The following is a 21,708-nucleotide window of genomic DNA, read 5'->3' as shown; positions in this document are numbered from 1 at the left end:
GGCGCTCCTCTCATCGAATCGCTTGAGGCATGCTGGCGGGCATGCCGGCGCTTGCGATCAGGTCGCGTGCGAGATCCGCCCGGATTGCGCGCGCGACCTGCGGCAGTTCGGCATTGATGAAGAAGTGATCACCGTCGAAAAGGCGCAGGACACATGCGCTTTCGGTGAGCGCGCGCCACGGCTCCAGATCCTCGACCGGTACGATCGCGTCGCGACGGCCGCCCATGACGGTGATCGGGCAACGGACCGGGGCGTGGCTCGGCCCATAGGTCTCGACGCACCGGAAATCCGCGCGCAGAACCGGCAGGAACATCGCCATGAGGTCGGCATGGGCCAGCACTTCCGGTTCCGTGCCGTCGAGCCGGCCGATTTCGGCAGTCAGTTCGCCGTCGCTCAACGCGTGCATCTCCGGCCGGTTGGACGGCAGGGAGGGAGGGCGCGCCCCGCCGATGAAGAGGCGCGTGACGCTGCGGCCAGCCTCTTCGAGATGGCGGACCAGCGCATAGGCGGCGATCGCTCCGAAGCTGTGCCCCAGCACGGCGAGCGGCCGGCCATCGTCGGCGCACTGGCGCGCGAGTTCGGCGACGAGCGCCGTCATGGACCCCAGCGGGCGCTCGCCGAAGCGTGAGCCCCGCCCGGGAAGGCGCGCCGGCCGGATGTCGGCGACCGCTGAGAAATGCTCCTGCCAGCGGGCGAAGACATCCTCGCCGCCGCCGGCATAGGGGATGCAGAAGAGCCGCATCGTCAATCCCGGCGGCGCAGGCTTGCCGGACGCATGTCGGTCCAGACCCGTTCGATCCGCTCCAGGCATTCGGCCTTGGGGGCCGGGGCCGGAACCGCCTTGCGCCATCCGGCGGGCACGTCCCGGCCGGCCGGCCAGATCGAATATTGTTGCTCGTCGTTGACGACGACGTCGTAGAGTTCCCCGGTTCCGGCCGCCGCTTCAATCGTCGTTTCAGTCGTCATGGGAGGTCACGCTCCTATCGGGGCAACGGGGACCTGCCAGCCCGCGGGGGCCGGTGCCAGGCCGTGCTGGATGTCGAGCAGCTTCCGGCGGAACATCCCGGCGATGCGTTGGGACGGCAGGTCGAGCCGCAGGCCGCTTTCGTCACCCAGGGTCTTGACCGGCGCGACCACCGAGCCGGTGCCGCAGCCGAACAGCTCGACATCCCCGCCGGAGCGGATGGCGTCGAGCACCTCTTCGATCTCGATGGTCGCCTCGTGCATCGGCATGCCGAAGGAGGTGGCGAGCCGCAGGAGGCTGTCGCGGGTGATCCCCGGCAGGATCGTGTCGGTCAGCGCCGGCGTGAGCAGCCGGTCGCCGATGCGCACCGCGACGTTCATCGCGGTGAATTCCTCCAGCTTGCGGCGCTCGACGGCGTCGAGCCAGAGAAGTTGCTGGAAGCCGTTCCCCTGAAGCTTCGCCGCGGCGGGGAAACTGGCTGCGTAATTGCCAGCCGCCTTGATCGATCCGGTGCCACCGGGTCCCGCCCGGCAATAGCCGCGCTCGATCCAGGCGTTGATCGGCGTGGTGAAGAAGACGTCGGAGGGCGTCGCGCAGACGAGGAAGACGTATTCGGTCGAGGGCACCACCGAAAGGCTCGGCGTCGCGCCGAACATGAACGGGCGCAGGTAAAGCGACTGGCCCGGCGCGTCGGGGATCAGCCGGTCCAGATGCGCGACGAGCCGGACGAGCGTGTCGACATAAACGTCTTCCGGGAACTCCGGCATGCCGAGCCGAGCCGCGGAACGGTTGAAGCGGCGTGCGTGGTCCCGCGGGCGGAAGAGCAGCGCCGGCGCCTCGAAGATTTCGCCGAGGTTGCGATAGGCTTTCATGCCCTCGAAGATCGCCTGCCCGTAATGCAGCGCCTGCGTCTCGGGATAGAGGCCCATCGGTTCGAGCGCGGTCAGCCGGGGAGCTTCCCAGGCTCCGTCACGAAAGACCGCCTTGGCCACGACCGGCGCCATGATCCTGCCGAATCCGAGATCCTCGGGCAGGGTGATGCCGTCGATGCGCGCCTGCAGGTCCGCGCCGATGCCGGCGCGGTGGTGGGAAAGGGTGTGGATGTCCATCCCTTCAGCTCCAGCATAGAAGGTGCCGGTCCTCGCCGGCGCAGCCGACGAAACCGGATATCGTCAGCCGTTCGCCGTCGACGATCTTGCGGATGGCGTGCACGCAGGCGGTGTTGACCATGATCAGGTCGCCGACCTCGGGGGCGACGACGAGCGATTCCCGGGGCAACATCTCCCGCGGGTAGCCATAACTGCCTTCGAACCGCTGGGCGATTTCCTCATACTCGTCATCCGAGACGACGAAATCCCAGGTTTCGAGTTCGCCGCCTGCGGACGAGGTCGTCAGATAGATGTTGACGCCGATCTGATCGCTGATCTTCAGCTCGTCGAGCTTGTCGTCGCCCAGTTCGCGCTTGAGCAGGTCCTGGTGCGGCAGCCCCTCGCTGCCGACCCGCCAGAGGCGCGAGATCCCGAAGGGGGCTTTCAGGCCGTTGCGGCACATCAGGGCGGTGCCGCCCGGCCAGGCTTCGTCGAGCGTGAGCCGGAGGAGATCGGTCGGCGAGACGTGCGGCGCGCTGACCTGCCGCAGGCGGCGCTGGATCACGATACCCGTTTCGAAGTACCGGCGGTGCCGATCCTCGCTCCGTCGCGCGGCCCACAGGGAGTCGATGTTGCTGGCGTAGATGCCCGAACCGGCCGTGTCGACGATGTCCGCCATGACGCCCTCGGCGAGGGCGGCGCAGTATTCGGGATTGTAGAATTTCGGCACGCGTACGACGATGTGCTCGCGCCTGAACAGCTTGCGCAGCACGTCTTCCGTCAGCGTGTCGACCACGATGAGCTTGTCGCTGATGGCCATGGTTTTTTGTCCGGGTTTGTTCGGGATGGTGTGCCGCGCGCGCTCAGGCGCGGCCTTGCGGGAAAGCAGCCGTCGCGGCGGCGACGGAAAGCGATCTTGCCGGCAGGATTGCCGACAGAGTGCCGGCGATCGGCGCCCCGTCCGCGGCGTCGCTTTCCGTCAAGGTCGATTTCACCGCGCCGGGGGCGACGAAGCGCGAAGGAAGATTCATCTCGACGGGGAAATGCCCGGCGACCGTGTTCAGGCCGTCATAGGCGTGAACCGGACCGAGACGCGTAAAGCGGCAGCCGGCGCGCTGAAGGATCCGTTCGACGAAGATGTCGTAGACGGAGACAATCGACTGCAACCCGAGTGCCCGTGCCGAGCCGAAAAGCCCGCCCAGGAGTGCGCGCGTCACCTCGTTGATCCCGTCGGGATGGAAGGCGCGCGCCGCCTGCGTGTCGACGCAGAAGCGGGAGCTTTCCCAGGTGTCGGCACGGCGGATGGGCCGCGCGTCGCCCATGACCTCGGGAAAGACGTCCGAGAGCATATGCGGCCCCATGGTCGGCAGGAGCCGCAGCGACCCGATCAGTCGCTGATCTGGATCCGTGACGCAGACATAGACCGGGTCCTGCAGGTCGAAGCAGTCGATTTCCTCGCCGTCCCGGACCTTTACGGACCATTTCCGGCGATTGAGGAAGAGTTGGGCGCGCAGCCGATACATCTGGCGGCAGAGTTCTGCATGCCGGGTCCGATCGGAGCCGCTGAAGACGGTGATCATCCGGAAACCCCCAAACCGATTCTGGAAATCGGCGGGGATTGTGCCAAAGCTCGCCGGATTGGCCATTACGGCAGAAATCCGGTATTGAGCCGGCGGCAAATCCCCATGGAAGTAGTTTAACACGAAAGAAGAGCAACCTTTGATTTCTTCGCCGCCCGGTTCCCTTTGGCTGCGCACCGCAGCGCTGGCCGGATGAGGAGCCTCCCTCAATGTCGGATCTTGCGATCGGTCTCATCAAAGTCAGTTAGCCGGGAAAATTCATGTGGGTTGGCGGGTGTAGCGGCATCCGTGGAGCGGCCGTAGGATTTGGGTGCTGACGCCAACTCCTGCCGCTGCCCGGCCTGTCCCCCTCTGGCCGGAAAGCCGGTGATCGGGCGCTTTGACGGCCGTCGCTTGTCCTCCGACGACGGGCTGGGGGCACTACACGAAAGTGATCAGATTGTCCGGGATGTGAGAGCTTAATAGGAACTCATCAAACCACGGGATCAACAGCATCAAGAGGGTCGCCACCAAGAGCGGCATAGAGCGCAGTTTTTCCGACCTTGATCCGCGCAGCGGCTTCACGAACCGTGAAACCTTGGGCGAGGAGCGCCTTTGCCCGGCGTAGCTTGTCCTCGGTCACCACCGGCGTGCGCCCGGCGGAACGGTCAACGACTGTGAGACAGCCCGAGTTATGAATTAGGCTTGGATGGTCTCTGGCTTTTGCGGCGGATTGATCCAGACTTCGATTGGCTTTGCGGGTGGTTGAGGCGCTTTGCGAACGAAACGCTCCGGTGTGCGGCGAAAGGCACGGTCGAGGGTTTGCTGGCGGGCGGCATGGACGGCGTCGGCTTGGCCGTAATGGACTTGGTCTGGGGTCATCAGGCCGATGCCGGCATGGTGGTGATCCCGGTTGTACCAGGTGAAGAAGTCCCGGCAGAAGGCCCTGGCATCCTCGATGGAGCCGAAGCGCTTGGGGAATTGCGGCTGATATTTCAGGGTCTTGAAGTGGGCCTCCGAGAACGGGTTGTCATTGGAGGTGTGGGGCCGGCTGTGCGATTTGGTGACGCCGAGGTCGGCGAGCAGGAGAGCGGTCGCCTTGGCCTTCATCGGGCCGCCTCGATCGGCGTGCAGGGTCAACTGGCCGGGTGGGACGGCGTTCTTGGTCAGCGTCTCCTCGAACAGCGCCTTGAACAGGGTGGCGCTCTCGGCATCGGCGACGCACCAGCCGACAACGCGGCGGCTGAAGATGTCGAGGATCACGTAGAGGTAGTAATAGGACCACTTCATCGGCCCCATCAGCTTGGTGATGTCCCAGGACCAGACCTCGTTCGGGGCCTTGGCCAGCAATTCGGGTTTCCGGTAGGCCGGATGACGGAGCTGGTCGCGGCGTTCGCGGACCTCGTCATGCTCCGCCAGCAGGCGGTACATGGTGCGGATGGAGCAATGATAGACGCCTTCATCGAGCAGGGTGGCGTAGACTTCCGCCGGGGCGAGATCGACGAAGCGCGGCTCGCGCAGAAGGGCGAGCACCGTCTGGCGCTCCTGGACCGCGAGCGCCCGCGGCGGGCGTGGCCGGGGGCGAGGCGCCGGTTCCCGGCCGGCCAGCCGGACCCGATGCCGATGGACGCTGGCGCGGGCGACGCCGACAGCGGCGCAGGCCGCACTCACAAGACCGCGGTCGGGGGCCAAGGTGGCGATCGCGCTCATCGCGGCGTCTCGTCGCTGTCGGCGGGAGGCAAGGCAATCCCCAGCAGGTCCGAGATTTTTTTTTGGACGTCGATGACCGCCTCGGCCCGTTCCAGGCGGCGCTGGAGGCGGGCGATGTCCTGGCGGGCCTTGGCCAACTCCGCCTCCAGCGGGTTGGCGGGAGCCGCCTTCGGCCCGCGCTTGAGCGGCTTCAGCGCCTCGAAGGCACCGGCATCGCGTTGCCGGCGCCAGTCGGTCAGGGCCGACGAATAAAGACCTTCCCGCCGCAGGATCGCGGCGATCCCACCGGTGTCCGCCGCCCGATCCGTCTCGGCGAGGATCCGCAGCTTCTCCGCCGCCGTGAAGGTCCGGCGCTTCGGACGCGACGAAAACTCCGGGGGAACTGCCACAGGCGCGGCAACAACCCGCGGCGTCTCACCGGCGTCGGGAACCGCCTCCGATACAGGGGCGGACAGGGGCATCTTGTTGGGCATAACCACGAAATCAGTTTCCTACCCCCTCAAGCTTAAACTTCAGGGGGCACGGTGTCTCATACCAGAGCCGGAAACTTCTGACTCGCCGGGTCTGTGGCTTGCGGTTCAGCGCCGGTAGTGATTCCCTGTGCCAGGTCTCACCATTGAGCGAAGCACAGCCATGTCCGCCCTGCCGATCCGCCCCGACCTGAGCTCGGAAGACCTGCGCCGCCTCGCCCGCGGCGAGAGCGATGGGCGGGTGTGCCGGCGCCTGCTGGCGATCGCCATGGCGCTGGACGGCGTCAGCCGGGCGGAAGCGGCGCGGCAAGCCGGCATGGACCGGCAAGCGCTGCGCGACTGGGTCGTGCGCTACAACGCCGAAGGGGTGGACGGCTTGCGGGATCGGGCGCGCTGCGGCCGGCCGCCGCTGCTCGCCGACGCCTTGGAGCCGGAATTGGCTGACCTGATCGCCGCCGGCCCCGAGGTCGAACGGGACGGCGTCGTCGAGTACCGGGTTCGCCACATCCGCGACTTGGCCCTACGGCATTTCGGGGCGGACTACAGCCGCACCGGCATGCAGGACCGCTTGCACCGCATGAAGCTGTCCTTCCTGACGCCGCGCCCGATCCATCCCAAGGCCGACGCACCGGCCCAGGAGGCGTTTAAAAAAACTTCGCCGAACGCCTCGCCGCCATCGGAGAGGACCACCCCGAGGCGAGCGCCGTGGAGGTCTGGTTCCAGGACGAGGCCCGCATCGGCCAGAAAGGCACCCTGACCCGGCGCTGGGCGCCGCGCGGCAGCCGGCCGCGCGCCGTGCGCGATCATCGTTTCAAGTCGGCCTATCTCTTCGGCGCGGTCTGTCCTGAGCGCGACACCGGAGCCGCCATCGTCATGACGCGCGCCAACACCGAGGCGATGAACCTCATGCTGGAGGAGATCAGCCGCACCGTCACCCCCGGCGCCCATGCCGCCGTGGTGATCGACGGGGCGGGATGGCACACCAGCGGCGATCTCGCCGTGCCGGCCAACATCACCCTCGTGCCGCTCCCGCCCTACAGCCCGGAACTCAACGCCATCGAAAGGCTCTGGCAGGTCATGCGCGACACCCTGCTGTCCCACCGGCTCTTCACCGACCTCAACGCCATCCTCGACGTCTGCTGTCGCGTCTGGAACCGCATCCTCGCCGAACCCGGCCGCATCCGCTCCACATGCGGTTACCCGTGGGCCTTACAGGTCAAAATTTAACGGCTTTGGTATCACTCTCATTGGCACAGAGGGTTCGGCCTCAGCGAAGACCGCTGAACTCTGCCGCTGGTCCAGGAACTGATAGAAGCCCTTGATGGAAAACAAGACTTGGTTGTGCAAGCTGACGGAGCCGGCATGGCGTTCCTGATGCAATGGCACAATTCGAGCGTGGGCGGAAGCCTGGCTGCTACCATATCGAACCGCCGTCATGAGGAAACGGTCGAATTCTGGAACCGTCAACTGCGCGAAGCTCTTACCCAAGGCTCCGAGATGATTTCCCAACTGCACGACATGACGGGCGTAGTGTCGGACGGTGCTGGGCGCATAGCGGCGTGCCTCCAGGAACAGCACAAAGTCGCGGATTTCCGGAACCACCACACCGTGGTCGTCGAAAGCTGTCCAACTGACCAAGCCCGAAGGCATCACGATACGCTGAAGGTGCATGACGCACCTGACACGTTGTTGACAGCCTCAGGGTAAGCCTGTCAGCAACAGGGATCAAACGCGCAGAGTGGTTAGGTATCTGACGCTCCTGACATGAGCAATCCTCCTACAGATATTTCCATAACGAAAGTTATGTGTCTTTGTTGTGTAGGCTCGGTAGGTTCTATTCTGAAGTGCAACTTTCTTGTAATCACAGGGCTTTACGGGTCGTGAGCGCTGATGGGTGAACATTATTCGCAGAATCCAGGATATGCGCGACGCCAAGATGCCGGTGGCTGCGATCGCCGATGCATTGGGTCGCCACCGCTCGACCATCCACATAAACGTGTTGTCGCACTTCAGCTTGATTCCGCCCTCGAAGATCTTTGGCTGGGCCATCCCGATCATCTTCATCATCGGTCTGCTGGCGGTGACCAGCGTTCTGAAGTTGATCTTCAGATACCGCCCTCGTCAAAGAAAATTATGATCTTAGTATTATGATAAATGGATGGTCTTTCGAGAAAATCGCGGAGCGATCCAGAAACTTATCCTATGATAATGAATGTATGGGCTGGGAAAGGACATGCTGCCGCTCGGGCCGGATGCCGCTGATATCTTTCGGCCGATGCCGGCAAGCCGTGATTGATGCCGACCCATTCCGGGAACGCCCAACGGACCGATGACCGAGTTGAGCAAAGGACGACCGTGACGCCCGCAATCGGACCGGAACCGCGGCCCCAGATGACGACAGGCGCGCTTGATCCCGACACCTGCGCGCGTGAACCGATACACAGCCCCGGCAGCATCCAGCCGCATGGCCATCTTCTGGCCGTCGAGGCGGACAGCCTGCGTCTCATCCGTGCGAGCGCGGATGCCGGGGCGGTGCTGAACCGGCCGCTGGCCGCCGCCTTCGGCCAGCCGCTCGGCGATCTGATCGACACCGCTTCCAAGTCTTCCCTCCTGCGTGGCCTGCGCGCGGCCCCGGCCGAGCCGGTCCAGCTCGACATCCTGCGCCTGCCCGAGGGGAGCGATTATCAGGCCATCGCCCACCGGTCCGGCGACCTGTTGATCCTGGAGCTGGAACTGCTGCCCGCCTCCGGCGCCGGCACCTTGGAGGCCCTGTATCCGCAGTTGCGCGAGGGCATCCGGCGCATGCAGGCCGCCGCCGATTTCGCCGCCCTGCTGGCCTGCACCGCGGAGGAGGTGCGCGCGTTGAGCGGGTTCGACCGCGTTCTGGTCTACCGGTTCGACGAGCAGTGGAACGGCACCGTCATCGCCGAGGATCGAAACGGCCGCCTGCCCTCCTATCTTGGCCTGCGCTTTCCGGCATCCGATATCCCGCAACAGGCCCGGCGGCTCTATGCGCTGAACCGCCTGCGGCTGATCGCCGATGCCCGTTATCAGCCGACCCCCATTCTGTCCGCCGCCCTGCCCGCCCCCTTTACCGATGGCTGGGAGCCGCCACCGCTGGATCTCAGCTTCTCGGTCCTGCGCAGCGTATCGCCGGTGCACCGGGACTATATGCGCAACATGGGCACGCCGGCCTCCATGTCGATCTCCGTGTTGGACGGCGAGCGGCTGTGGGGCCTGATTTCCTGTCACCATGCCGAACCGCGGCAGGTCTCCTTCGCGGTGCGCACCGCCTGCGACCTGTTGGGACAGGTGCTGTCCAGCCAGATGATCGCGCTGGAGCGGGCGGTCGATGCCGACCATCGCATCCGGTCCAAAAGTACACAGGCCCGGCTGCTGGCCCATATGGCGGCGGCGGAACGCTTCGTCGACGGTCTGGTCGAGGACCGGGAGGCGCTTCTGGGACTGGTGAATGCCGAAGGCGCGGCGGTCCTGTTCGACGGCGACTGCCGGCTGGTCGGCCGCACGCCGCCGCAGGAGGTGGTCGAGGCCATCGCCGCTGCGCTCGCCGCTCAGGGCGTCAGGGATCTGTTCGCTACCCACCGGCTTGCGGCCGAGCTTCCCGCCACCGTCGGGATGGCCGGGAGGGAAGGAAGCTTCGGCGGTCTGCTGGCCATCTCCATTTCCCAGCTGCATCCCAGCTATCTGCTGTGGTTCCGGACGGAGATCGTGCAGTCCATCGACTGGGCCGGCGATCCCAGGAAGCCGCAGGATGCCGGCGGCAGGCTTTCCCCCCGCAATTCCTTCGAGGCCTGGAAGGAGACGGTGCGCGGCCAGTCCCTGCCCTGGCGGCATGGCGAGCTGGAGGCGGCCGGCGATTTCCGCAATGCGATCGTCAGCATCGTTCTGCGTCAGGCCGAGGAGACGGCCGCTCTCAACGATGAGCTTCGCCGCAGCAACGGTGAGCTTGCCGCCTTCTCCTATTCGGTGTCGCACGACCTGCGGGCTCCCTTCCGTCATGTCACCAGCTATGCCGAGCTCCTGCGTTCCCGTGCCGCCGACAAGCTGAACGAGCGGGAGCGCCATTATCTGGACAGCATCATCGAGGCGGCGAGTTCGGCCGGCCGGCTGGTCGACGGATTGCTGCACTTCTCCCAACTGGGCCGCGCCACGCTGGCGCGGGTGGAGGTCGATGTCGGCCGGCTGGTGGAGGAGGTGCGCCATCTGCTGGAGCCCGATCTGCATGGCCGCGACCTTCGCTGGATCCTGCATCCGCTGCCCTGCGTCGACGGCGATCCGACCATGTTGCGTCTGGTGATGCAGAATCTGCTGTCCAACGCCATCAAATACACGCGCGACAGCGCCGAAGCCGAGATCGAGGTCGGATGTCGCGAGACCGCCGAGGACGTCGAGTTCTTCGTGCGGGACACCGGGCGCGGATTCGACATGGCCTATGCCGGCAAGCTGTTCGGTGTCTTCCAGCGTCTGCACCGCGAGGAGGAGTTCGAGGGCATCGGCATCGGTCTCGCCAATGTCCGCCGCATCGTGGAACGCCACGGCGGGCGGGTGTGGGCGGAAGGCGGTCTGAACCAGGGTGCGACCTTTCATTTCTCCCTGCCGCGGTCCGCGGCCGCCCAACCGAGGTAGCCCCATGGCCACGCTGAAACCCATCCTGCTGGTCGAGGACAACCCCAAGGATCTGGAGCTGACGCTGGAGGCCTTCGCCGAGGCGCAGCTCGCCAACGACATCGTCGTCGCCCGTGACGGGGCGGAGGCGCTGTCCTATCTCTTCGATGCGGATGGGCAGGCGGTTTCGAAGCCGACCGATCCCAAATATCCGGCCGTCATCATCCTCGACATCAAACTGCCGAAGGTGGACGGAATCGAGGTGTTGCAGCGGATCAAGGCCGATGACGGCACCAGGGCCATTCCGGTGGTCATGCTGACCTCGTCGAAGGAGGAGCAGGACCTTGTCCGCAGCTACCGGTTGGGCGTGAACGCCTTCGTCGTCAAGCCGGTCGGGTTCAAGGAATTCTTCGACGCCATCCGTGACATCGGCAGTTTCTGGGCGATCCTGAACGAGCCGCCGCCGGGCTGTCACCCCCGCCGGCCGCGTGGCGGCTGATGGCGCAGTTGATGACGTCCACCGCCGGCCGCCATGCCGGTTCACCGCTTGCGGAAGGCGATCCGGCAGCCTCCACCCCGGCGATTTCCTGCCGCGTCCTGCTGCTGGAGGACAGCGGCATCGATGCCGATCTGGTGCGCGAGCATCTGATGATGATCACCGATCATCAGTTCGATATCCACAGGGTGGAGACCCGGCGGGACTTTGTCGATGCCGTCGCCGGCGGCTCCTCCTTCGACCTGATCCTGTCCGACTTCGACCTGCCGGATTTTGACGGCATGTCGGCGCTGGCGATCGCGCGCGACCGGCTGCCGCGGGTCCCCTTCATCTTCGTCTCCGGCATGCTGGGCGAGGAGACCGCCATCGAGGCGCTGAAGAAGGGCGCCACGGACTATGTGGTGAAGCTGCGCATGGAGCGCCTGCAGGTCGTGGTCCGCCGCGCCCTGATCGAAGCGCGCGACCGCAACGAACTGGCCGACAAGCGCAAGGCCCTGGCCGACGGCGAGGCACGGCTGCGCTTCGCGCTGGAGGCCGGACGGCTGGGGTCTTGGGAGCTGACGCTGGCGAGTGGACGGCTGCGCGTTTCGACGATCTGCGCGGCCAATCTGGGGCTTTCCGACCCTGCCGAGATTTCGAGCTGGCACCGGTTGCTGGAGCGCGTCCATTCCGAGGATCGCAGGCCTTTGCAGGCGGCGGTTCGCCATGCGGTGACCTCCGGCTCGCCGCTCGAAACGGAATACCGCACGATCTGGCCCGGCGGCGCCGTCCATTGGGTCCAAGTGCGCGGACGTGCCGTCTATGACCGCAACGGCGTTCCGACCGGACTGGCCGGCGTCTCGCTCAACATCACCGACCGCAAGAAGGCCGAGGAGCGGCAGCTCCTGCTGCTGGAGGAATTGAACCACCGGGTCAAGAACACGCTCGCCATGGTGCAGTCCATCGCCAGGCAGACGCTGCGCGCCGCCCCGTCGGTGGAGGCGTTTCCCGACGCGTTCCAGTCGCGGTTGCGCGCCCTGGCCCAGGCCCATGACCTGCTGACCCGCCGCCATTGGCAGGGCGCGTCCTTGAGCGAGATCGCCGCCCTGACGTTGGAGCCCCATGTCGATGCCGGGCGTGTCCGGGTCGGCGGCCCGCCGGTCACCCTGGCGACCGGCGTGGCGGTCTCCCTGCATCTGGCCTTCCACGAACTCGCCACCAACGCCGCGAAATACGGTGCCCTTTCGGTGGAGAACGGCCGTGTCGATCTGGATTGGCGGGTCGCCCGGCCCGCCCCCGGTCCTTCCATCCGCGACGAGGATGGCGGCGCGCTCGTCCTGCTCTGGCGCGAGAGTGGCGGGCCGCGGGTGGAGCCGCCGACCCGCCGTGGTTTCGGCTCCCGCCTGATCGAGCGCGGTCTGGCGCATGAGCTGGACGGTGATGTGGTCCTTGCTTTCGACCCGGCCGGCGTGCAATGCCGGCTGACCATCCCCCTGTCGTCGCGAGTGAGCCCGCTGTGACCGAGATGACCCTGTCCGATCTCACCGTCCTGATCGTCGAGGACGAACCGCTGATCGCCATGAGCGTGGAGGACGCCCTGCTCGACCGGGGCGTGCGCTGCCTCGGTCCCGCCGGCTCCGTCTCGGCGGCCTTGACGCTGATCGAAACGGGGGGCTTCGATATCGCGCTGCTGGACGTCAATCTGCGCGGCGAGCGGGTCGATGTGGTGGCCGACCGGTTGGCCGAAGCCGGCATTCCCTTCATCTTCACCACCGGCCATGGCACGGGGGGGCTGCCCGATGCGCACCGCGCGCGGCCGGTGATCGGCAAGCCGTTCCGCGATTTCGACCTCACCGACGCCCTGGCCCGCCATCGCCGGGTTGAGGGGCGGCCGCGCTGAGAGGCGCCGGACCTTATCATCCGGGCGGTTCCGACACCATGAGCCGGTGCGGCAGGCCGGCATCCGCATCGACCAGGCGGATGGCCTTTACCGTGACCGGGCGGAATATTCCGTCCTGGCGCGGATCGCGCAGCCGCTGACGGCGGTCTTCTTCAAAAGCCGCGGGATTACTTGGCCGGCTCGGCGTTGTGGTTGTGGCCTTCGGCCGGTGCCGCCTGCCCGGCCGCCTCGACGGCGATCTCGACATCGACGGTCCCGGCCTTCTCGAAGCGCAGGGTCATCGGGACGCGGGAGCCCTTTTCCAAAGGCTGCTTGAGGCCGAGCAGCATGATATGCAACCCACCCGGTGCCAGCTTCACCTCTTCGCCCGGCGCGACGGGGATGCCTCCGGCAACCTCCCGCATCTTCATCACGCCATTCTCGTTCAGGTGGGTGTGAAGCTCCGCCTTTTCCGCTGCCGGGGTGGAGGCGCCGACCAGACGGTCCTCCGCCGTCCCGGTGTTCTTCAGCGACAGGTAGGCGCCGCCATTCGGCGCGGACGCGGCGGTCGCGCGGGCCCAGGGGTGGCCGATCTCGATCGGACCGGCCTTGTAGCCATGGGCCAGGGCGGCGCCGGCGCTGAACAGGGCGAGGACGGCGGCGATGCCGAGAATGCGTTTCATGGACTTCGTCTCCTGGAATGCGGCTGTGAACAGCAAGGGGGCGCCGAGACGATCGCCGTCTCGGAGCTTGGATTGGATTTGCCGGCTTTGAGGGGCTCGGGCTTGCAGGCCGCCACGATGGTCTTCCCCGCTCCGGACATGGGAACGAGCGCGATGACCGGCTGTGGCAAGCGGCTTGGCGAGTTTGGAAAGATCAGGCGATGGACGGGGGGGCCCGGGCCTGGAGCGTCGACAGGAACCAGCCGGCGGCGATCCGTTCGGCCGGCAGCAGGCGGGTGTCGTCGGTCATGGCCAGGGCCGGGCCGACCGTCAGCGGCGGCGGCGGCGGGGCCAGCCCGGCGACCAGCGGACAGAGCGGGCAATGGCCGAGGCCGGTGACCGCATGGTCCGGCGCCTTCTGACTGCCATTGTCGCCGATCGCGTAATCCGCGGCATCCACGGCGATGCTGGTCAGCCCGCCGGAGGAGCAGATCAGCAGCGGCGCCATCTCTCCATTACGGGGGGCGCCGGACGCCAGCGGCATCCAGCCCCAGGCGATGACCTGCAACAACAGCGCGACCATCCCGGCCATCAAGCCTGGCCTCCGCACCCGCCGCATTGTCAACCGACCGAGGGCCATCCGGCTCCGCCGCTCCCGCAAAGGCGGCCGGACCACTCCGGCCAGCCGGCAAGATAGCGCAGCCGGTCTGGCGGCACGAGCGGCAAATGAACCCACAGGCCGTGAAGGGATGATCCGACGCGTCAGGCCAGCAGCCGGAAGGCCGGCTCCGGCCGTGCCAGCAGCTCGCGGCGCAGGGCCTCGATGGCGCCATCGTCGCGGGCGGCGCGGGGGAGCGTCACCGGCACCTCGGCCACCACCCGGCCGGGAGAGGGTGCCAGCACCAGCAGCCGGTCGGCCAGCGCCAGCGCCTCGCGCAGATTGTGGGTGACCAGCAGCACGGTGGCCGGGCGCCGATCCAGCAGCCGCGACAGCAGGGCGCGCAGGCGGAGCGCCGTCGCCTCGTCCAGCGAGACGAAGGGCTCGTCCATCAGCAGCAGGTCGGGCTCCACCAGGAAGGCGCGGGCCAGCGCCACCCGCCGCGCCATGCCCAGTGAAAGCTGGGTCGGGAAACGGTCGGCGACGGCGGACAGCTCCAGCGCGTCGAGCATCGAGTCCACCGCCGGTCCCCGGCGCAGCGGACGCGGCAGGACCAGCGCCAGATTCCGCCTTACGCTGCGCCAGGGCAAGAGGCGCGGCTCCTGGAAAACATAGCCGAGTTTGGCGGAACCGCCGCCCGGTCCCGGCCCGACCGCGACCACCCCGTCGAAGTCGCGGTCGAGCCCGGCCGCGATGCCGAGCGCCGTCGTCTTGCCGCAGCCGCTGGGGCCGACCAACGCCACCACCTCCCCCGCCGCGGCGGACAGGGTCAGGCCGCGGAGGGCCTCCACCGCGCCGAAGCGCTTGGAGCGGATCTCAAGCCTCAGCGGGCATCCGCCGCCAGCGCTGGCAACGCCGCTCGGCCGGCTGGAGGACGCCATATTCCAGAAGCTGGACCACGGCCACGAACGCGATGCTGTAAGCCAGGATTCCTGCGACATCGAAGGTCTGGAAAAGAAGGTTGATCTGGAATCCGACGCCGTCGCTGCGGCCGAGCAGTTCGACCACCAGCACGATCTTCCAGATCAGCGCCAGGCCGGACCGCGCGGCCGCGGCGATGGTCGGGGTGAGTTGCGGCAGCAGAACATGGCGAAGCCTGTCGGTGGGCGACAGACGATAGACGCGGGCCATCTCGATGAGCCCCTCGTCGATGGCGCGGGCCCCGGCCCGCACCAGAACCACCGTGTTGGGAATTTTGTTGACCGCGACGGCGCCGATGGCCGCCGCCTCGGTCAGGCCGAACCAGACATAGGCCAGCACGATCACCACCAGCGCCGGCAGGTTCAGGAAGAACACCAGCCAGGGACCGAACAGCCGGTCCATCACGACCGAACGCCCCATCGACAGCCCCAGCCCGACCCCGACCGACATGGCGAGCGCGAAGGCCGCCAGCACCCGCAGCAACGTGGCGCCCATATGATGGAGCAGTGCCCCGCTTTCCGCCTCGCGCAGCAGGGCCTGCGCCACCGGCAGCGGTCCCGGCAGCAGGCGCCCGCCGGCTGAGAGCGCCGCCGCCTGCCACAGCGCCAACAGCAGCAGGATCGACAGCAGGGGCATCAGGGCGCGGCGCAACGGCTAAGCCCCGCCGGTCCAGAAGGTGCCGGGAGCGATGGCGGGCGCGTCGCCGACCAGCTCCCGCCCGCCGAGACGCGCCAGCAGCGCATAGAGTTCCGCCGCCGCCATGACCGCCCCCGCCCGCTCCTCCTCCGTCCAGCGTCGCGGAATGCCTTCGCGGTAGCGGTCGCGCAGGGTGCGGAAGGTGGCGTCGTCCTCCGCCTGCATCAGCGGGGCGAGCCGCTCCCAGGCGGCGTCCGACTGGGCCAGCAGGGTCTTGGCCCGAGCGGTCGCCGCCTGGAACCCGGCGAGGGCCGCCGGATTCGCCCGCGCCCAGTCCTCGCGGAAGACATAACCGATGGCGGGCACCGCCGCCGGCTGGCCCAGCGCCTCCAGCATGCCGGACACCGTCATCAGCACGCGCATGCCCTTCGCCTCCAGCCGGGCGGCGAAGGACCAATAGGTCAGCACGGCGTCCAGGCCACCATCGGCGACCTTGCTGTTCAGCAGCGGGGGAGCCGCGAAAAAGGGCTGGGCATCGCGGTCGAGCGACAGGCCATGGCGGTCGCCGGCCAGCGCCTTCAGCAGAAGCCAGCTCTTGTCGAGCGGGCTGCCGGCGACGCCGATGCGCTTGCCCCGCAGATCGCCGACCCCGGCGATCTTTGAATCGGCCGGCACCACCAGGGCGCCGACGGCGGTCGAATAGGGGATGAAGGACAGCGCCTCCCCCTTGGCGCGCATGCGCGACACCCACAGCCAGTCGGAGACGATCACCTCGACGCCGCCGGCCTGCAACGCCACCTGGGTGGCCGGATTGCCGGCCAGTTCGACCAGTTGCAGGTCGATCCCGGCCTGCCGGTCGAATCCGTTGGCGCGCACGGTGTCGAGTTCCCAGCTGACCGTGCCGAATTTCAGCACCCCAGCGCGGACGGCCGGGCGATCAACCGGCCGGTCATCGGGCGCCGCGCCGCGCCCGAGCGCCGCCGATGCCAGAAACGCGCCGGCCGCCAGCAATGTCGTCCGTCTGGTGCAGCCCGCCGTCATCATCCCCGCCCGCTCTTTGCCGAGAGGTCAGCATAGGGGGAACGCCGATGGTCCGTATATTCAACGATGGGAGGATAAGGGGATGGGAGGATGAGGGGCTCACAGCCCCAGATAGGCCTGTTTCACCGCAGGGTCGGCCAGCAGCGCCTCCCCGGTTCCCGACAGCACCACCCGTCCGTTTTCCAGCACATAGGCGGCCTGGGCGAGGCGCAGCGAGGCGGCGACATTCTGTTCGACCAGGATGATGGTCATGCCGTCGGCGGCCAGCGAACGGATGATGCGGAACAGCTCCTGCACCAGGGCGGGCGACAGGCCGAGCGATGGTTCGTCGAACATGATCAGGTCCGGCTTGCCCATCAGGCAGCGGCCGATGGCCAGCATCTGCTGCTCGCCGCCGGACAGGGTGCCGGCGGCCTGGTCCAGCCTTTCGCGCAGGCGGGGAAACAGCTCCAGCACGCTGTCATAGGTCTGGCGCGCGCTCGCGCGGGCGCGCGGGATGACCGCACCCATCTCCAGATTCTCCCGCACGCTCAGTGTCGGGAAGATCTGCCGCCCCTCCGCCACCTGTCCGATGCCGAGGTCGCAGACGACATGGCTGGGCAGGCCGGCGATCTCGCGGTCCTTGAAGCGGATGCTGCCGCGCGCCGGCTTCAGGATGCCGGCGATGCTGCGGATCAGCGAGGTCTTGCCCGCCCCGTTGGCGCCGACGATGGCGGTGGTCCGCCCCTCCGCCACCCGCAGCGTGACGCCGTCGAGCGCCTGCGCGTCACCATAGTACAGGTCGAGGTCGGTTACGGTCAGCATGGCGGCGGATCGATCCACAAAGGCGGGGTGCGCCCTCTATAGCGCGATCATTTCAGGAAGAACACCGCACTCATCACCAGACCGACGGCGATGATGCCGGCGCGCAGGACCGACTTGGGGATTTTCCGCCCCAGCCGGGCGCCGACATAGCCGCCGGCCACCGCCGCCAGCGTCATCAGCAACGCCTTTCGCCAGTCCACCGCCCCACCGGCGGCATAGGCGAGCACGGCGATGGCGGTCAGCACGGCGGAGAACAGGTTCTTCAGCCCGTTCATGGCGTTGAGGTCGGTCATGCCGAACAGGCTCAGTTGCGCCAGCAGCAGGATGCCGAGCCCGCCGTTGAAATAGCCGCCATAGACCGAGACGGCGAACAGCGTGCCCAGCATCGCCCGGTCGCCATGCAGTCCCAGCCTGCGCAGCCGCCGGGCCAGGACGGTGCCGAAGGCGAACAATCCGGTCGCCGCCAGCAGCAGCCACGGCACGATGCCGCGGAACACCGAATCCGGCGTCAGCAACAGCAGCCCGGCCCCGGCCAATCCACCGGCAAGACTGACCGCCGACAGCAGCGGCAGGCCGAGCGTGCCGACCGGTGTCAGATCCTGGCGGTAGCCATAGACCCCGCTGGCATAGCCGGGCAGCAGGGCGACGGTGCCGGTGGCGTTGGCCGCGACCGGTGGCACCCCGGCATAGATCAGCGCCGGCAGGGTCAGGAAGCTGCCGCCGCCGGCGACCGCGTTCATCGCCCCGGCCAGGAAGGCCGCGGCCAATAAAATAAGCTCTGTCATGATGTTATGGACGGTTCCTCAACTCCCGGCGAATGATCTTGCCGGTGGTGGTCATGGGCAGGTTGTCGAGGAACTCGATGGCGCGCGGATATTCGTGGGCGGCCAGCCGGGTCTTCACATGCTCCTGGATCGCGGCGGCCAGGGCGTCGTCCGCCGTGACCCCCTCCTGAAGCACGACGAAGGCCTTGACGATCTCCGTGCGCAGCGGGTCGGGCACGCCGACCACCGCCGCCATGCGGATGGCGGGATGGCCGATCAGGCAATCCTCGATCTCGCCGGGTCCGATGCGGTAGCCGGCCGAGGTGATGACGTCGTCGTCCCGCCCGACGAAGCGGATGTAGCCGTCGGCGTCCGCTTCCCCCTGGTCGCCGGTGACCAGCCACTCTCCGATGAATTTGGCCGCGGTGGCCTCGGGATTGTTCCAATAGCCGAGGAACATCACCGGGTCGGGCCGGCGCACCGCGATCAGGCCGAGCCGTCCCGGCGGCAGGCGCCGGCCCTCGCCGTCGATCACCGCCACCTCATGGCCGGGCACCGGGCGGCCCATGATGCCGGGCTTCGGCGCCATCAGCGTGGCGGCCGAGGACACGATCATGTTGCATTCGGTCTGGCCGTAGAATTCGTTGATCGTCACGCCGAAGGTCTCGCGGCCCCAATCGAGCAGCCCGGCGCCCAGCGTCTCGCCGCCGCTGGCGACGGAGCGCAAGGCGAAGGGATGGCGGGTCCGCGGGTCCGCCGCCGCCCGCATCATCTTCAGCGCCGTCGGCGGCAGGAAGGCGTTGCGCACCTGGAATTCGGCGAGCAGGGCGAAGGCGGCCTCCGCGTCGAACTTCTCGAAGCGGTGCGACACCACGGTCACCCCATGGTGCCAGGCCGGCAGCAGCACGTCGAGCAATCCGCCGATCCATGCCCAGTCGGCCGGCGTCCAGATGCGGTCGCCCGGCTGCGGGAACAGGTCGTGCGACATCTCCACCCCCGGCAGATGGCCGGGCAGCACGCGGTGGGCATGCAGCGCGCCCTTCGGCTGGCCGGTGGTGCCGGAGGTGTAGATGATCAGCGCCGGATCGTCGGCGGCGGTGTCGGCCGGGGTGAAGTGATCGGACGCCGCGTCGCACAGCCCATGCCAGTCCAGGCAGCCGGGAGCGGACCCGTCGATGCGGAAGACGGCGCGCAACTCGGGCAGCCGGTCGCGGATCCGCGCGATCTTGGCGGCCCCGGCGGCATCGGTGACCACGGCGCGGGCGCCGCAATCGGCCAGCCGGTATTCCAGCGCCTCCACCCCGAACAGCGAGAACAGCGGCACCGCGATGCCGCCCAGCTTGTAGACGGCGACATGGCTGAGGGCGGTCTCAGGCGCCTGGGGCAGCAGGATGCCGACCCGGTCGCCGCGATCCACCCCCTGGGCGGCCAGCACGTTGGCGAAGCGGTTGGACAGGGCGCGGATGTCGGAAAAGCGGTATTCCTCGACACCGCCGTCGCGCCGCTTGTGGATCAGGGCGAGGCGGTCGGGTTCGGCCTCCGCCCAGCGGTCGCAGACGTCGACGCCGATGTTGTAGCGGTCGGGCACCCGCCAGGAAAAGGCGCGCGCCACCGCGTCATAGCTGTCCGCATTCGGCAGCATGTTCGTTTCCTCCCAAGGCTTTGTCGTCGATTCCTTTCGCGGAACCGTTGATCCGATCATAGGAGCAAGCGAGGGGCTGCGTCACGCGCCGGGAATAAGATGCGGACCAGCCATGTTGATGGGGGCAGGTACCCACCGTTTCGTGACGATCCAACAGGACGAGAGCCACCATGAAAGCCAGCCCCTTCCTCGCCGCCGCGCTGTCCGCCAGCCTGCTCGCGGCTCCGCTCGCCGGCTGCGCCCAACCCGGCTATGGCGATTCCTATGGCGGCGTCAGCGCCAACAAGCAGACGGCCGGCACCGTGCTGGGCGGCGTGGTCGGCGGACTGGCCGGATCACGCTTCGGCGGCGGCAGCGGCAAGCTGGTGGCGGTGGGCGTCGGCACGCTGCTGGGTGCGGCGTTGGGCAATGCCGCCGGCGCCTCGCTCGACCGCGCCGACCAGACCTATGCCCAGCAGGCGGCGGTCAACGCCTACACCGCGCCGACCGGCAGCACCATCCGCTGGAACAACCCGGATACCGGCAATTACGGCAGCTACACGCCGGTGCGCGAGGGCACCGGGCCGCAGGGCCAGCTCTGCCGCGAATACCAGACCACCATCGTGGTCCAGGGCCGGGCCCAACAGGGTTTCGGCACCGCCTGCCAGCAGCAGGACGGAAGCTGGCGCGTGGTGAGCTGACGCGTCTTCAATTGATGTGACGGTCAGGCCAGCGCCGTCCGCCGCCGGGCGGCGCCGCCGGATTTCGGCGGCGGGCCGGTGAGGGCGTGGGCGATGCGTACCGCCCCGTCGCCATCCAGCGGCAGTGCCGCGGCGGCATCCTGCATCCGTTGCCGCCGTCCGGCATCGGCCCAGAGAGCGAGCGCCCGCTCGGCAATGGCCGCCGCCGCTTGGGCCGGATCGCGGCCGCGGGCATCCACGGCATCGCTCCAGCCCAGCCCGGCGGCGTCGCCGCTCGCCATCGCCTGGTTGTCGGCGGTGACCACCAGCAGGGTCGGCACCGCCAGCGCCGCCAATTCCCCCATGGTGCCGCCGCCGGCCGAAACCGCCAGCCCGGCCTCGGCCATCAGCGCGCCCATGCGGGAACAGTCGATCTCCACGGAAACCTCATCGGAGGCCAGCGTCGCCAGTTCGGCCGCGCGCGGATTGCTGCCGCCGACCACGGCGGCGATCCGGCAGCCGGCGGGCCGGCCTTCCGCCAACGCCCTCACAACCGGACCGGTCAGGCCGAGCGGATCGGAGCCGCCGAAGGTCACCAGCAGCACCGGCCGGTCGGCGACGCGAAGCCGCGGCGTCCGGGCCGCGAGCCGCAGCTCGCGCCGCAACGGCGCATAGCCGGGGCCGAGCAGCAGGACGGCGCCGGGCGCCATCGTCTCATAGGGAAGGGCCGCCGCCTGCGGCGCGGCATTGACCACCAGGTCGGCGTGCAGCGGCGTGCCGTCGCCCAGATCGTCCCAGGCCAGCACCCTGGCGCCCGCCGCCTGCAACCCGGCGCGGTAGGCCTCGCCGAAGCGGTAGCCGTCGAGCATCACGGCGGTGCCATGCTCCCGCCGCAGCAGGGAACGGGTGGCGGCCAGATCCGCCGCCTCCCCCACCGGGCCGGCGATGGAGACATGGCGGAAGCCGTCGGCGGACAGGCGGCGGTCGATGGCCGGGGTGGATTCGGCGCTGGCGAACAGCGCCTCGTGCCCTTGATCGCGCAGGGCCTCGGCCACCGCGAGGCAACGCATGACATGACCCGTGCCGATGGCGGGCGAGGCGTCGGCGCGGATGAGGATGACGGCCATGGCACTGGTCCGAAGAGGGCGGC

Annotated in this window: 22 protein-coding genes and 2 pseudogenes; 7 read left to right on the top strand and 17 right to left on the bottom strand. The window is 68.1% G+C overall.

Annotated elements, in window-relative coordinates; genetic code table 11:
* Positions 1–10: 10 nt before the first annotated feature.
* The 7 genes and pseudogenes from AZL_RS18520 to AZL_RS18495 all read right to left on the bottom strand — a co-directional run bounded on the left by AZL_RS18520 (position 11) and on the right by AZL_RS18495 (position 5,800).
* Positions 11–742: a thioesterase II family protein gene (locus AZL_RS18520; protein ID WP_012976017.1), complete on the bottom strand. Its 732-nt coding sequence runs from the start codon at positions 740–742 to the stop codon at positions 11–13.
* A gap of 2 nt (positions 743–744) precedes the next feature.
* Positions 745–966 carry an MbtH family protein gene (locus tag AZL_RS18515; protein WP_012976016.1) on the bottom strand — a complete coding sequence of 74 codons (222 nt, stop codon included), beginning with the start codon at positions 964–966 and terminating at the stop codon, positions 745–747.
* Positions 967–972: 6 nt separating this feature from the next.
* Positions 973–2,073, bottom strand: coding sequence for a branched-chain amino acid aminotransferase (locus AZL_RS18510; RefSeq protein WP_012976015.1), 1,101 nt, complete (start codon positions 2,071–2,073; stop codon positions 973–975).
* 4 nt (positions 2,074–2,077) lie between these two features.
* Entirely contained in the window at positions 2,078–2,872 is a 795-nt protein-coding gene (locus tag AZL_RS18505) for a hypothetical protein (protein ID WP_012976014.1), read from the bottom strand.
* A gap of 43 nt (positions 2,873–2,915) precedes the next feature.
* Positions 2,916–3,698 (bottom strand): acyl-homoserine-lactone synthase, encoded by a 783-nt coding sequence (locus AZL_RS18500; protein WP_148219480.1) that lies wholly within the window; start codon positions 3,696–3,698, stop codon positions 2,916–2,918.
* A 406-nt stretch (positions 3,699–4,104) separates the two neighbouring features.
* Positions 4,105–4,278: pseudogene (locus tag AZL_RS34455) on the bottom strand (recombinase family protein); the annotation flags it as partial.
* A 32-nt stretch (positions 4,279–4,310) separates the two neighbouring features.
* Positions 4,311–5,800, bottom strand: a protein-coding gene (locus tag AZL_RS18495) for an IS3 family transposase (RefSeq protein ID WP_247894349.1) whose coding sequence is annotated in 2 segments (ribosomal slippage) — positions 4,311–5,374 and positions 5,374–5,800 — 1,491 coding nt in all. Because the reading frame shifts where the segments join, the coding sequence is not laid out codon by codon here.
* A 121-nt stretch (positions 5,801–5,921) separates the two neighbouring features.
* Between AZL_RS18495 and AZL_RS34450 the strand changes: the two genes are divergently transcribed.
* A protein-coding gene (locus AZL_RS34450) for an IS630-like element ISAzs14 family transposase (protein ID WP_148219284.1) occupies positions 5,922–7,018 on the top strand; the annotation gives its coding sequence in 2 pieces (ribosomal slippage) (positions 5,922–6,438 and positions 6,438–7,018; 1,098 coding nt in all).
* Here the strand turns inward: AZL_RS34450 and AZL_RS34445 are convergent.
* Positions 7,001–7,462: a site-specific integrase gene (locus tag AZL_RS34445; RefSeq protein WP_012976010.1), complete on the bottom strand. Its 462-nt coding sequence runs from the start codon at positions 7,460–7,462 to the stop codon at positions 7,001–7,003. The two genes, AZL_RS34450 and AZL_RS34445, sit on opposite strands and share 18 nt — an antisense overlap.
* A gap of 223 nt (positions 7,463–7,685) precedes the next feature.
* Here AZL_RS34445 and AZL_RS37650 point away from each other — a divergent pair.
* From AZL_RS37650 to AZL_RS18450, 5 genes and pseudogenes are all read left to right on the top strand, one after another.
* A pseudogene (locus tag AZL_RS37650) lies at positions 7,686–7,802 on the top strand (helix-turn-helix domain-containing protein); the annotation flags it as partial.
* Between the two features lie 380 nt (positions 7,803–8,182).
* The gene (locus tag AZL_RS18465; protein ID WP_012976009.1) at positions 8,183–10,438 is read left to right on the top strand and encodes an ATP-binding protein; all 2,256 of its coding nucleotides are present in this window, start codon (positions 8,183–8,185) and stop codon (positions 10,436–10,438) included.
* A 4-nt stretch (positions 10,439–10,442) separates the two neighbouring features.
* A complete protein-coding gene (locus AZL_RS18460) occupies positions 10,443–10,916 on the top strand; it encodes a response regulator (RefSeq protein WP_012976008.1) in 474 nt (157 codons plus the stop codon).
* Between the two features lie 11 nt (positions 10,917–10,927).
* Positions 10,928–12,412: a sensor histidine kinase gene (locus tag AZL_RS18455; RefSeq protein WP_148219479.1), complete on the top strand. Its 1,485-nt coding sequence runs from the start codon at positions 10,928–10,930 to the stop codon at positions 12,410–12,412.
* 5 nt (positions 12,413–12,417) lie between these two features.
* Positions 12,418–12,792 (top strand): response regulator, encoded by a 375-nt coding sequence (locus AZL_RS18450; protein ID WP_012976006.1) that lies wholly within the window; start codon positions 12,418–12,420, stop codon positions 12,790–12,792.
* 167 nt (positions 12,793–12,959) lie between these two features.
* Here AZL_RS18450 and AZL_RS18445 read toward each other — a convergent pair whose 3' ends face one another.
* The 8 genes from AZL_RS18445 to AZL_RS18410 form a co-directional block, all read right to left on the bottom strand.
* Positions 12,960–13,454, bottom strand: a complete 495-nt coding sequence (locus tag AZL_RS18445) for a copper chaperone PCu(A)C (RefSeq protein WP_012976005.1) — start codon at positions 13,452–13,454, stop codon at positions 12,960–12,962.
* A gap of 193 nt (positions 13,455–13,647) precedes the next feature.
* Positions 13,648–14,025: a DUF2946 family protein gene (locus tag AZL_RS18440; RefSeq protein WP_247894348.1), complete on the bottom strand. Its 378-nt coding sequence runs from the start codon at positions 14,023–14,025 to the stop codon at positions 13,648–13,650.
* Between the two features lie 170 nt (positions 14,026–14,195).
* Complete coding sequence (locus AZL_RS18435; RefSeq protein WP_012976003.1) at positions 14,196–14,972, bottom strand: ABC transporter ATP-binding protein; 777 nt, start codon at positions 14,970–14,972, stop codon at positions 14,196–14,198.
* Positions 14,908–15,648, bottom strand: a complete 741-nt coding sequence (locus AZL_RS18430; protein WP_012976002.1) for an ABC transporter permease — start codon at positions 15,646–15,648, stop codon at positions 14,908–14,910. Before AZL_RS18430 ends, AZL_RS18435 begins: the two co-directional genes overlap by 65 nt.
* Before the next feature lie 18 nt (positions 15,649–15,666).
* Complete coding sequence (locus AZL_RS18425) at positions 15,667–16,692, bottom strand: ABC transporter substrate-binding protein (RefSeq protein ID WP_012976001.1); 1,026 nt, start codon at positions 16,690–16,692, stop codon at positions 15,667–15,669.
* A 96-nt stretch (positions 16,693–16,788) separates the two neighbouring features.
* Complete coding sequence (locus tag AZL_RS18420; RefSeq protein WP_012976000.1) at positions 16,789–17,493, bottom strand: ABC transporter ATP-binding protein; 705 nt, start codon at positions 17,491–17,493, stop codon at positions 16,789–16,791.
* Positions 17,494–17,540: 47 nt separating this feature from the next.
* Positions 17,541–18,278, bottom strand: coding sequence for a sulfite exporter TauE/SafE family protein (locus AZL_RS18415; protein WP_012975999.1), 738 nt, complete (start codon positions 18,276–18,278; stop codon positions 17,541–17,543).
* A gap of 4 nt (positions 18,279–18,282) precedes the next feature.
* Positions 18,283–19,899, bottom strand: coding sequence for an acyl-CoA synthetase (locus AZL_RS18410; RefSeq protein ID WP_012975998.1), 1,617 nt, complete (start codon positions 19,897–19,899; stop codon positions 18,283–18,285).
* A gap of 170 nt (positions 19,900–20,069) precedes the next feature.
* Here AZL_RS18410 and AZL_RS18405 point away from each other — a divergent pair, with 170 nt between their 5' ends.
* Positions 20,070–20,579 carry an RT0821/Lpp0805 family surface protein gene (locus AZL_RS18405; RefSeq protein WP_012975997.1) on the top strand — a complete coding sequence of 170 codons (510 nt, stop codon included), beginning with the start codon at positions 20,070–20,072 and terminating at the stop codon, positions 20,577–20,579.
* Positions 20,580–20,602: 23 nt separating this feature from the next.
* On the opposite strand, the gene pseG is transcribed toward AZL_RS18405, so the two are convergent.
* A complete protein-coding gene (pseG, locus tag AZL_RS18400; protein ID WP_012975996.1) occupies positions 20,603–21,685 on the bottom strand; it encodes a UDP-2,4-diacetamido-2,4,6-trideoxy-beta-L-altropyranose hydrolase in 1,083 nt (360 codons plus the stop codon).
* Between the last annotated feature and the right edge of the window lie 23 nt (positions 21,686–21,708).

The organism is Azospirillum sp. B510 (assembly GCF_000010725.1).
Classification (GTDB): domain Bacteria; phylum Pseudomonadota; class Alphaproteobacteria; order Azospirillales; family Azospirillaceae; genus Azospirillum; species Azospirillum lipoferum_B.
This window is presented reverse-complemented; position numbering and strand designations above follow the sequence as displayed.

Bases quoted from the DNA above. Each gene is read 5' to 3' on its own strand.
- AZL_RS18520 (WP_012976017.1), bottom strand. From the start codon at position 742: ATGCGGCTCTTCTGCATCCCCTATGCCGGCGGCGGCGAGGATGTCTTC.
- AZL_RS18515 (WP_012976016.1), bottom strand. From the start codon at position 966: ATGACGACTGAAACGACGATTGAAGCGGCGGCCGGAACCGGGGAACTC.
- AZL_RS18510 (WP_012976015.1), bottom strand. From the start codon at position 2,073: ATGGACATCCACACCCTTTCCCACCACCGCGCCGGCATCGGCGCGGAC.
- AZL_RS18505 (WP_012976014.1), bottom strand. From the start codon at position 2,872: ATGGCCATCAGCGACAAGCTCATCGTGGTCGACACGCTGACGGAAGAC.
- AZL_RS18500 (WP_148219480.1), bottom strand. From the start codon at position 3,698: ATGGCCAATCCGGCGAGCTTTGGCACAATCCCCGCCGATTTCCAGAAT.
- AZL_RS34445 (WP_012976010.1), bottom strand. From the start codon at position 7,462: ATGCACCTTCAGCGTATCGTGATGCCTTCGGGCTTGGTCAGTTGGACA.
- AZL_RS18465 (WP_012976009.1), top strand. From the start codon at position 8,183: ATGACGACAGGCGCGCTTGATCCCGACACCTGCGCGCGTGAACCGATA.
- AZL_RS18460 (WP_012976008.1), top strand. From the start codon at position 10,443: ATGGCCACGCTGAAACCCATCCTGCTGGTCGAGGACAACCCCAAGGAT.
- AZL_RS18455 (WP_148219479.1), top strand. From the start codon at position 10,928: ATGACGTCCACCGCCGGCCGCCATGCCGGTTCACCGCTTGCGGAAGGC.
- AZL_RS18450 (WP_012976006.1), top strand. From the start codon at position 12,418: ATGACCCTGTCCGATCTCACCGTCCTGATCGTCGAGGACGAACCGCTG.
- AZL_RS18445 (WP_012976005.1), bottom strand. From the start codon at position 13,454: ATGAAACGCATTCTCGGCATCGCCGCCGTCCTCGCCCTGTTCAGCGCC.
- AZL_RS18440 (WP_247894348.1), bottom strand. From the start codon at position 14,025: ATGGCCGGGATGGTCGCGCTGTTGTTGCAGGTCATCGCCTGGGGCTGG.
- AZL_RS18435 (WP_012976003.1), bottom strand. From the start codon at position 14,972: ATGGCGTCCTCCAGCCGGCCGAGCGGCGTTGCCAGCGCTGGCGGCGGA.
- AZL_RS18430 (WP_012976002.1), bottom strand. From the start codon at position 15,648: ATGCCCCTGCTGTCGATCCTGCTGCTGTTGGCGCTGTGGCAGGCGGCG.
- AZL_RS18425 (WP_012976001.1), bottom strand. From the start codon at position 16,692: ATGATGACGGCGGGCTGCACCAGACGGACGACATTGCTGGCGGCCGGC.
- AZL_RS18420 (WP_012976000.1), bottom strand. From the start codon at position 17,493: ATGCTGACCGTAACCGACCTCGACCTGTACTATGGTGACGCGCAGGCG.
- AZL_RS18415 (WP_012975999.1), bottom strand. From the start codon at position 18,278: ATGACAGAGCTTATTTTATTGGCCGCGGCCTTCCTGGCCGGGGCGATG.
- AZL_RS18410 (WP_012975998.1), bottom strand. From the start codon at position 19,899: ATGCTGCCGAATGCGGACAGCTATGACGCGGTGGCGCGCGCCTTTTCC.
- AZL_RS18405 (WP_012975997.1), top strand. From the start codon at position 20,070: ATGAAAGCCAGCCCCTTCCTCGCCGCCGCGCTGTCCGCCAGCCTGCTC.
- pseG (WP_012975996.1), bottom strand. From the start codon at position 21,685: ATGGCCGTCATCCTCATCCGCGCCGACGCCTCGCCCGCCATCGGCACG.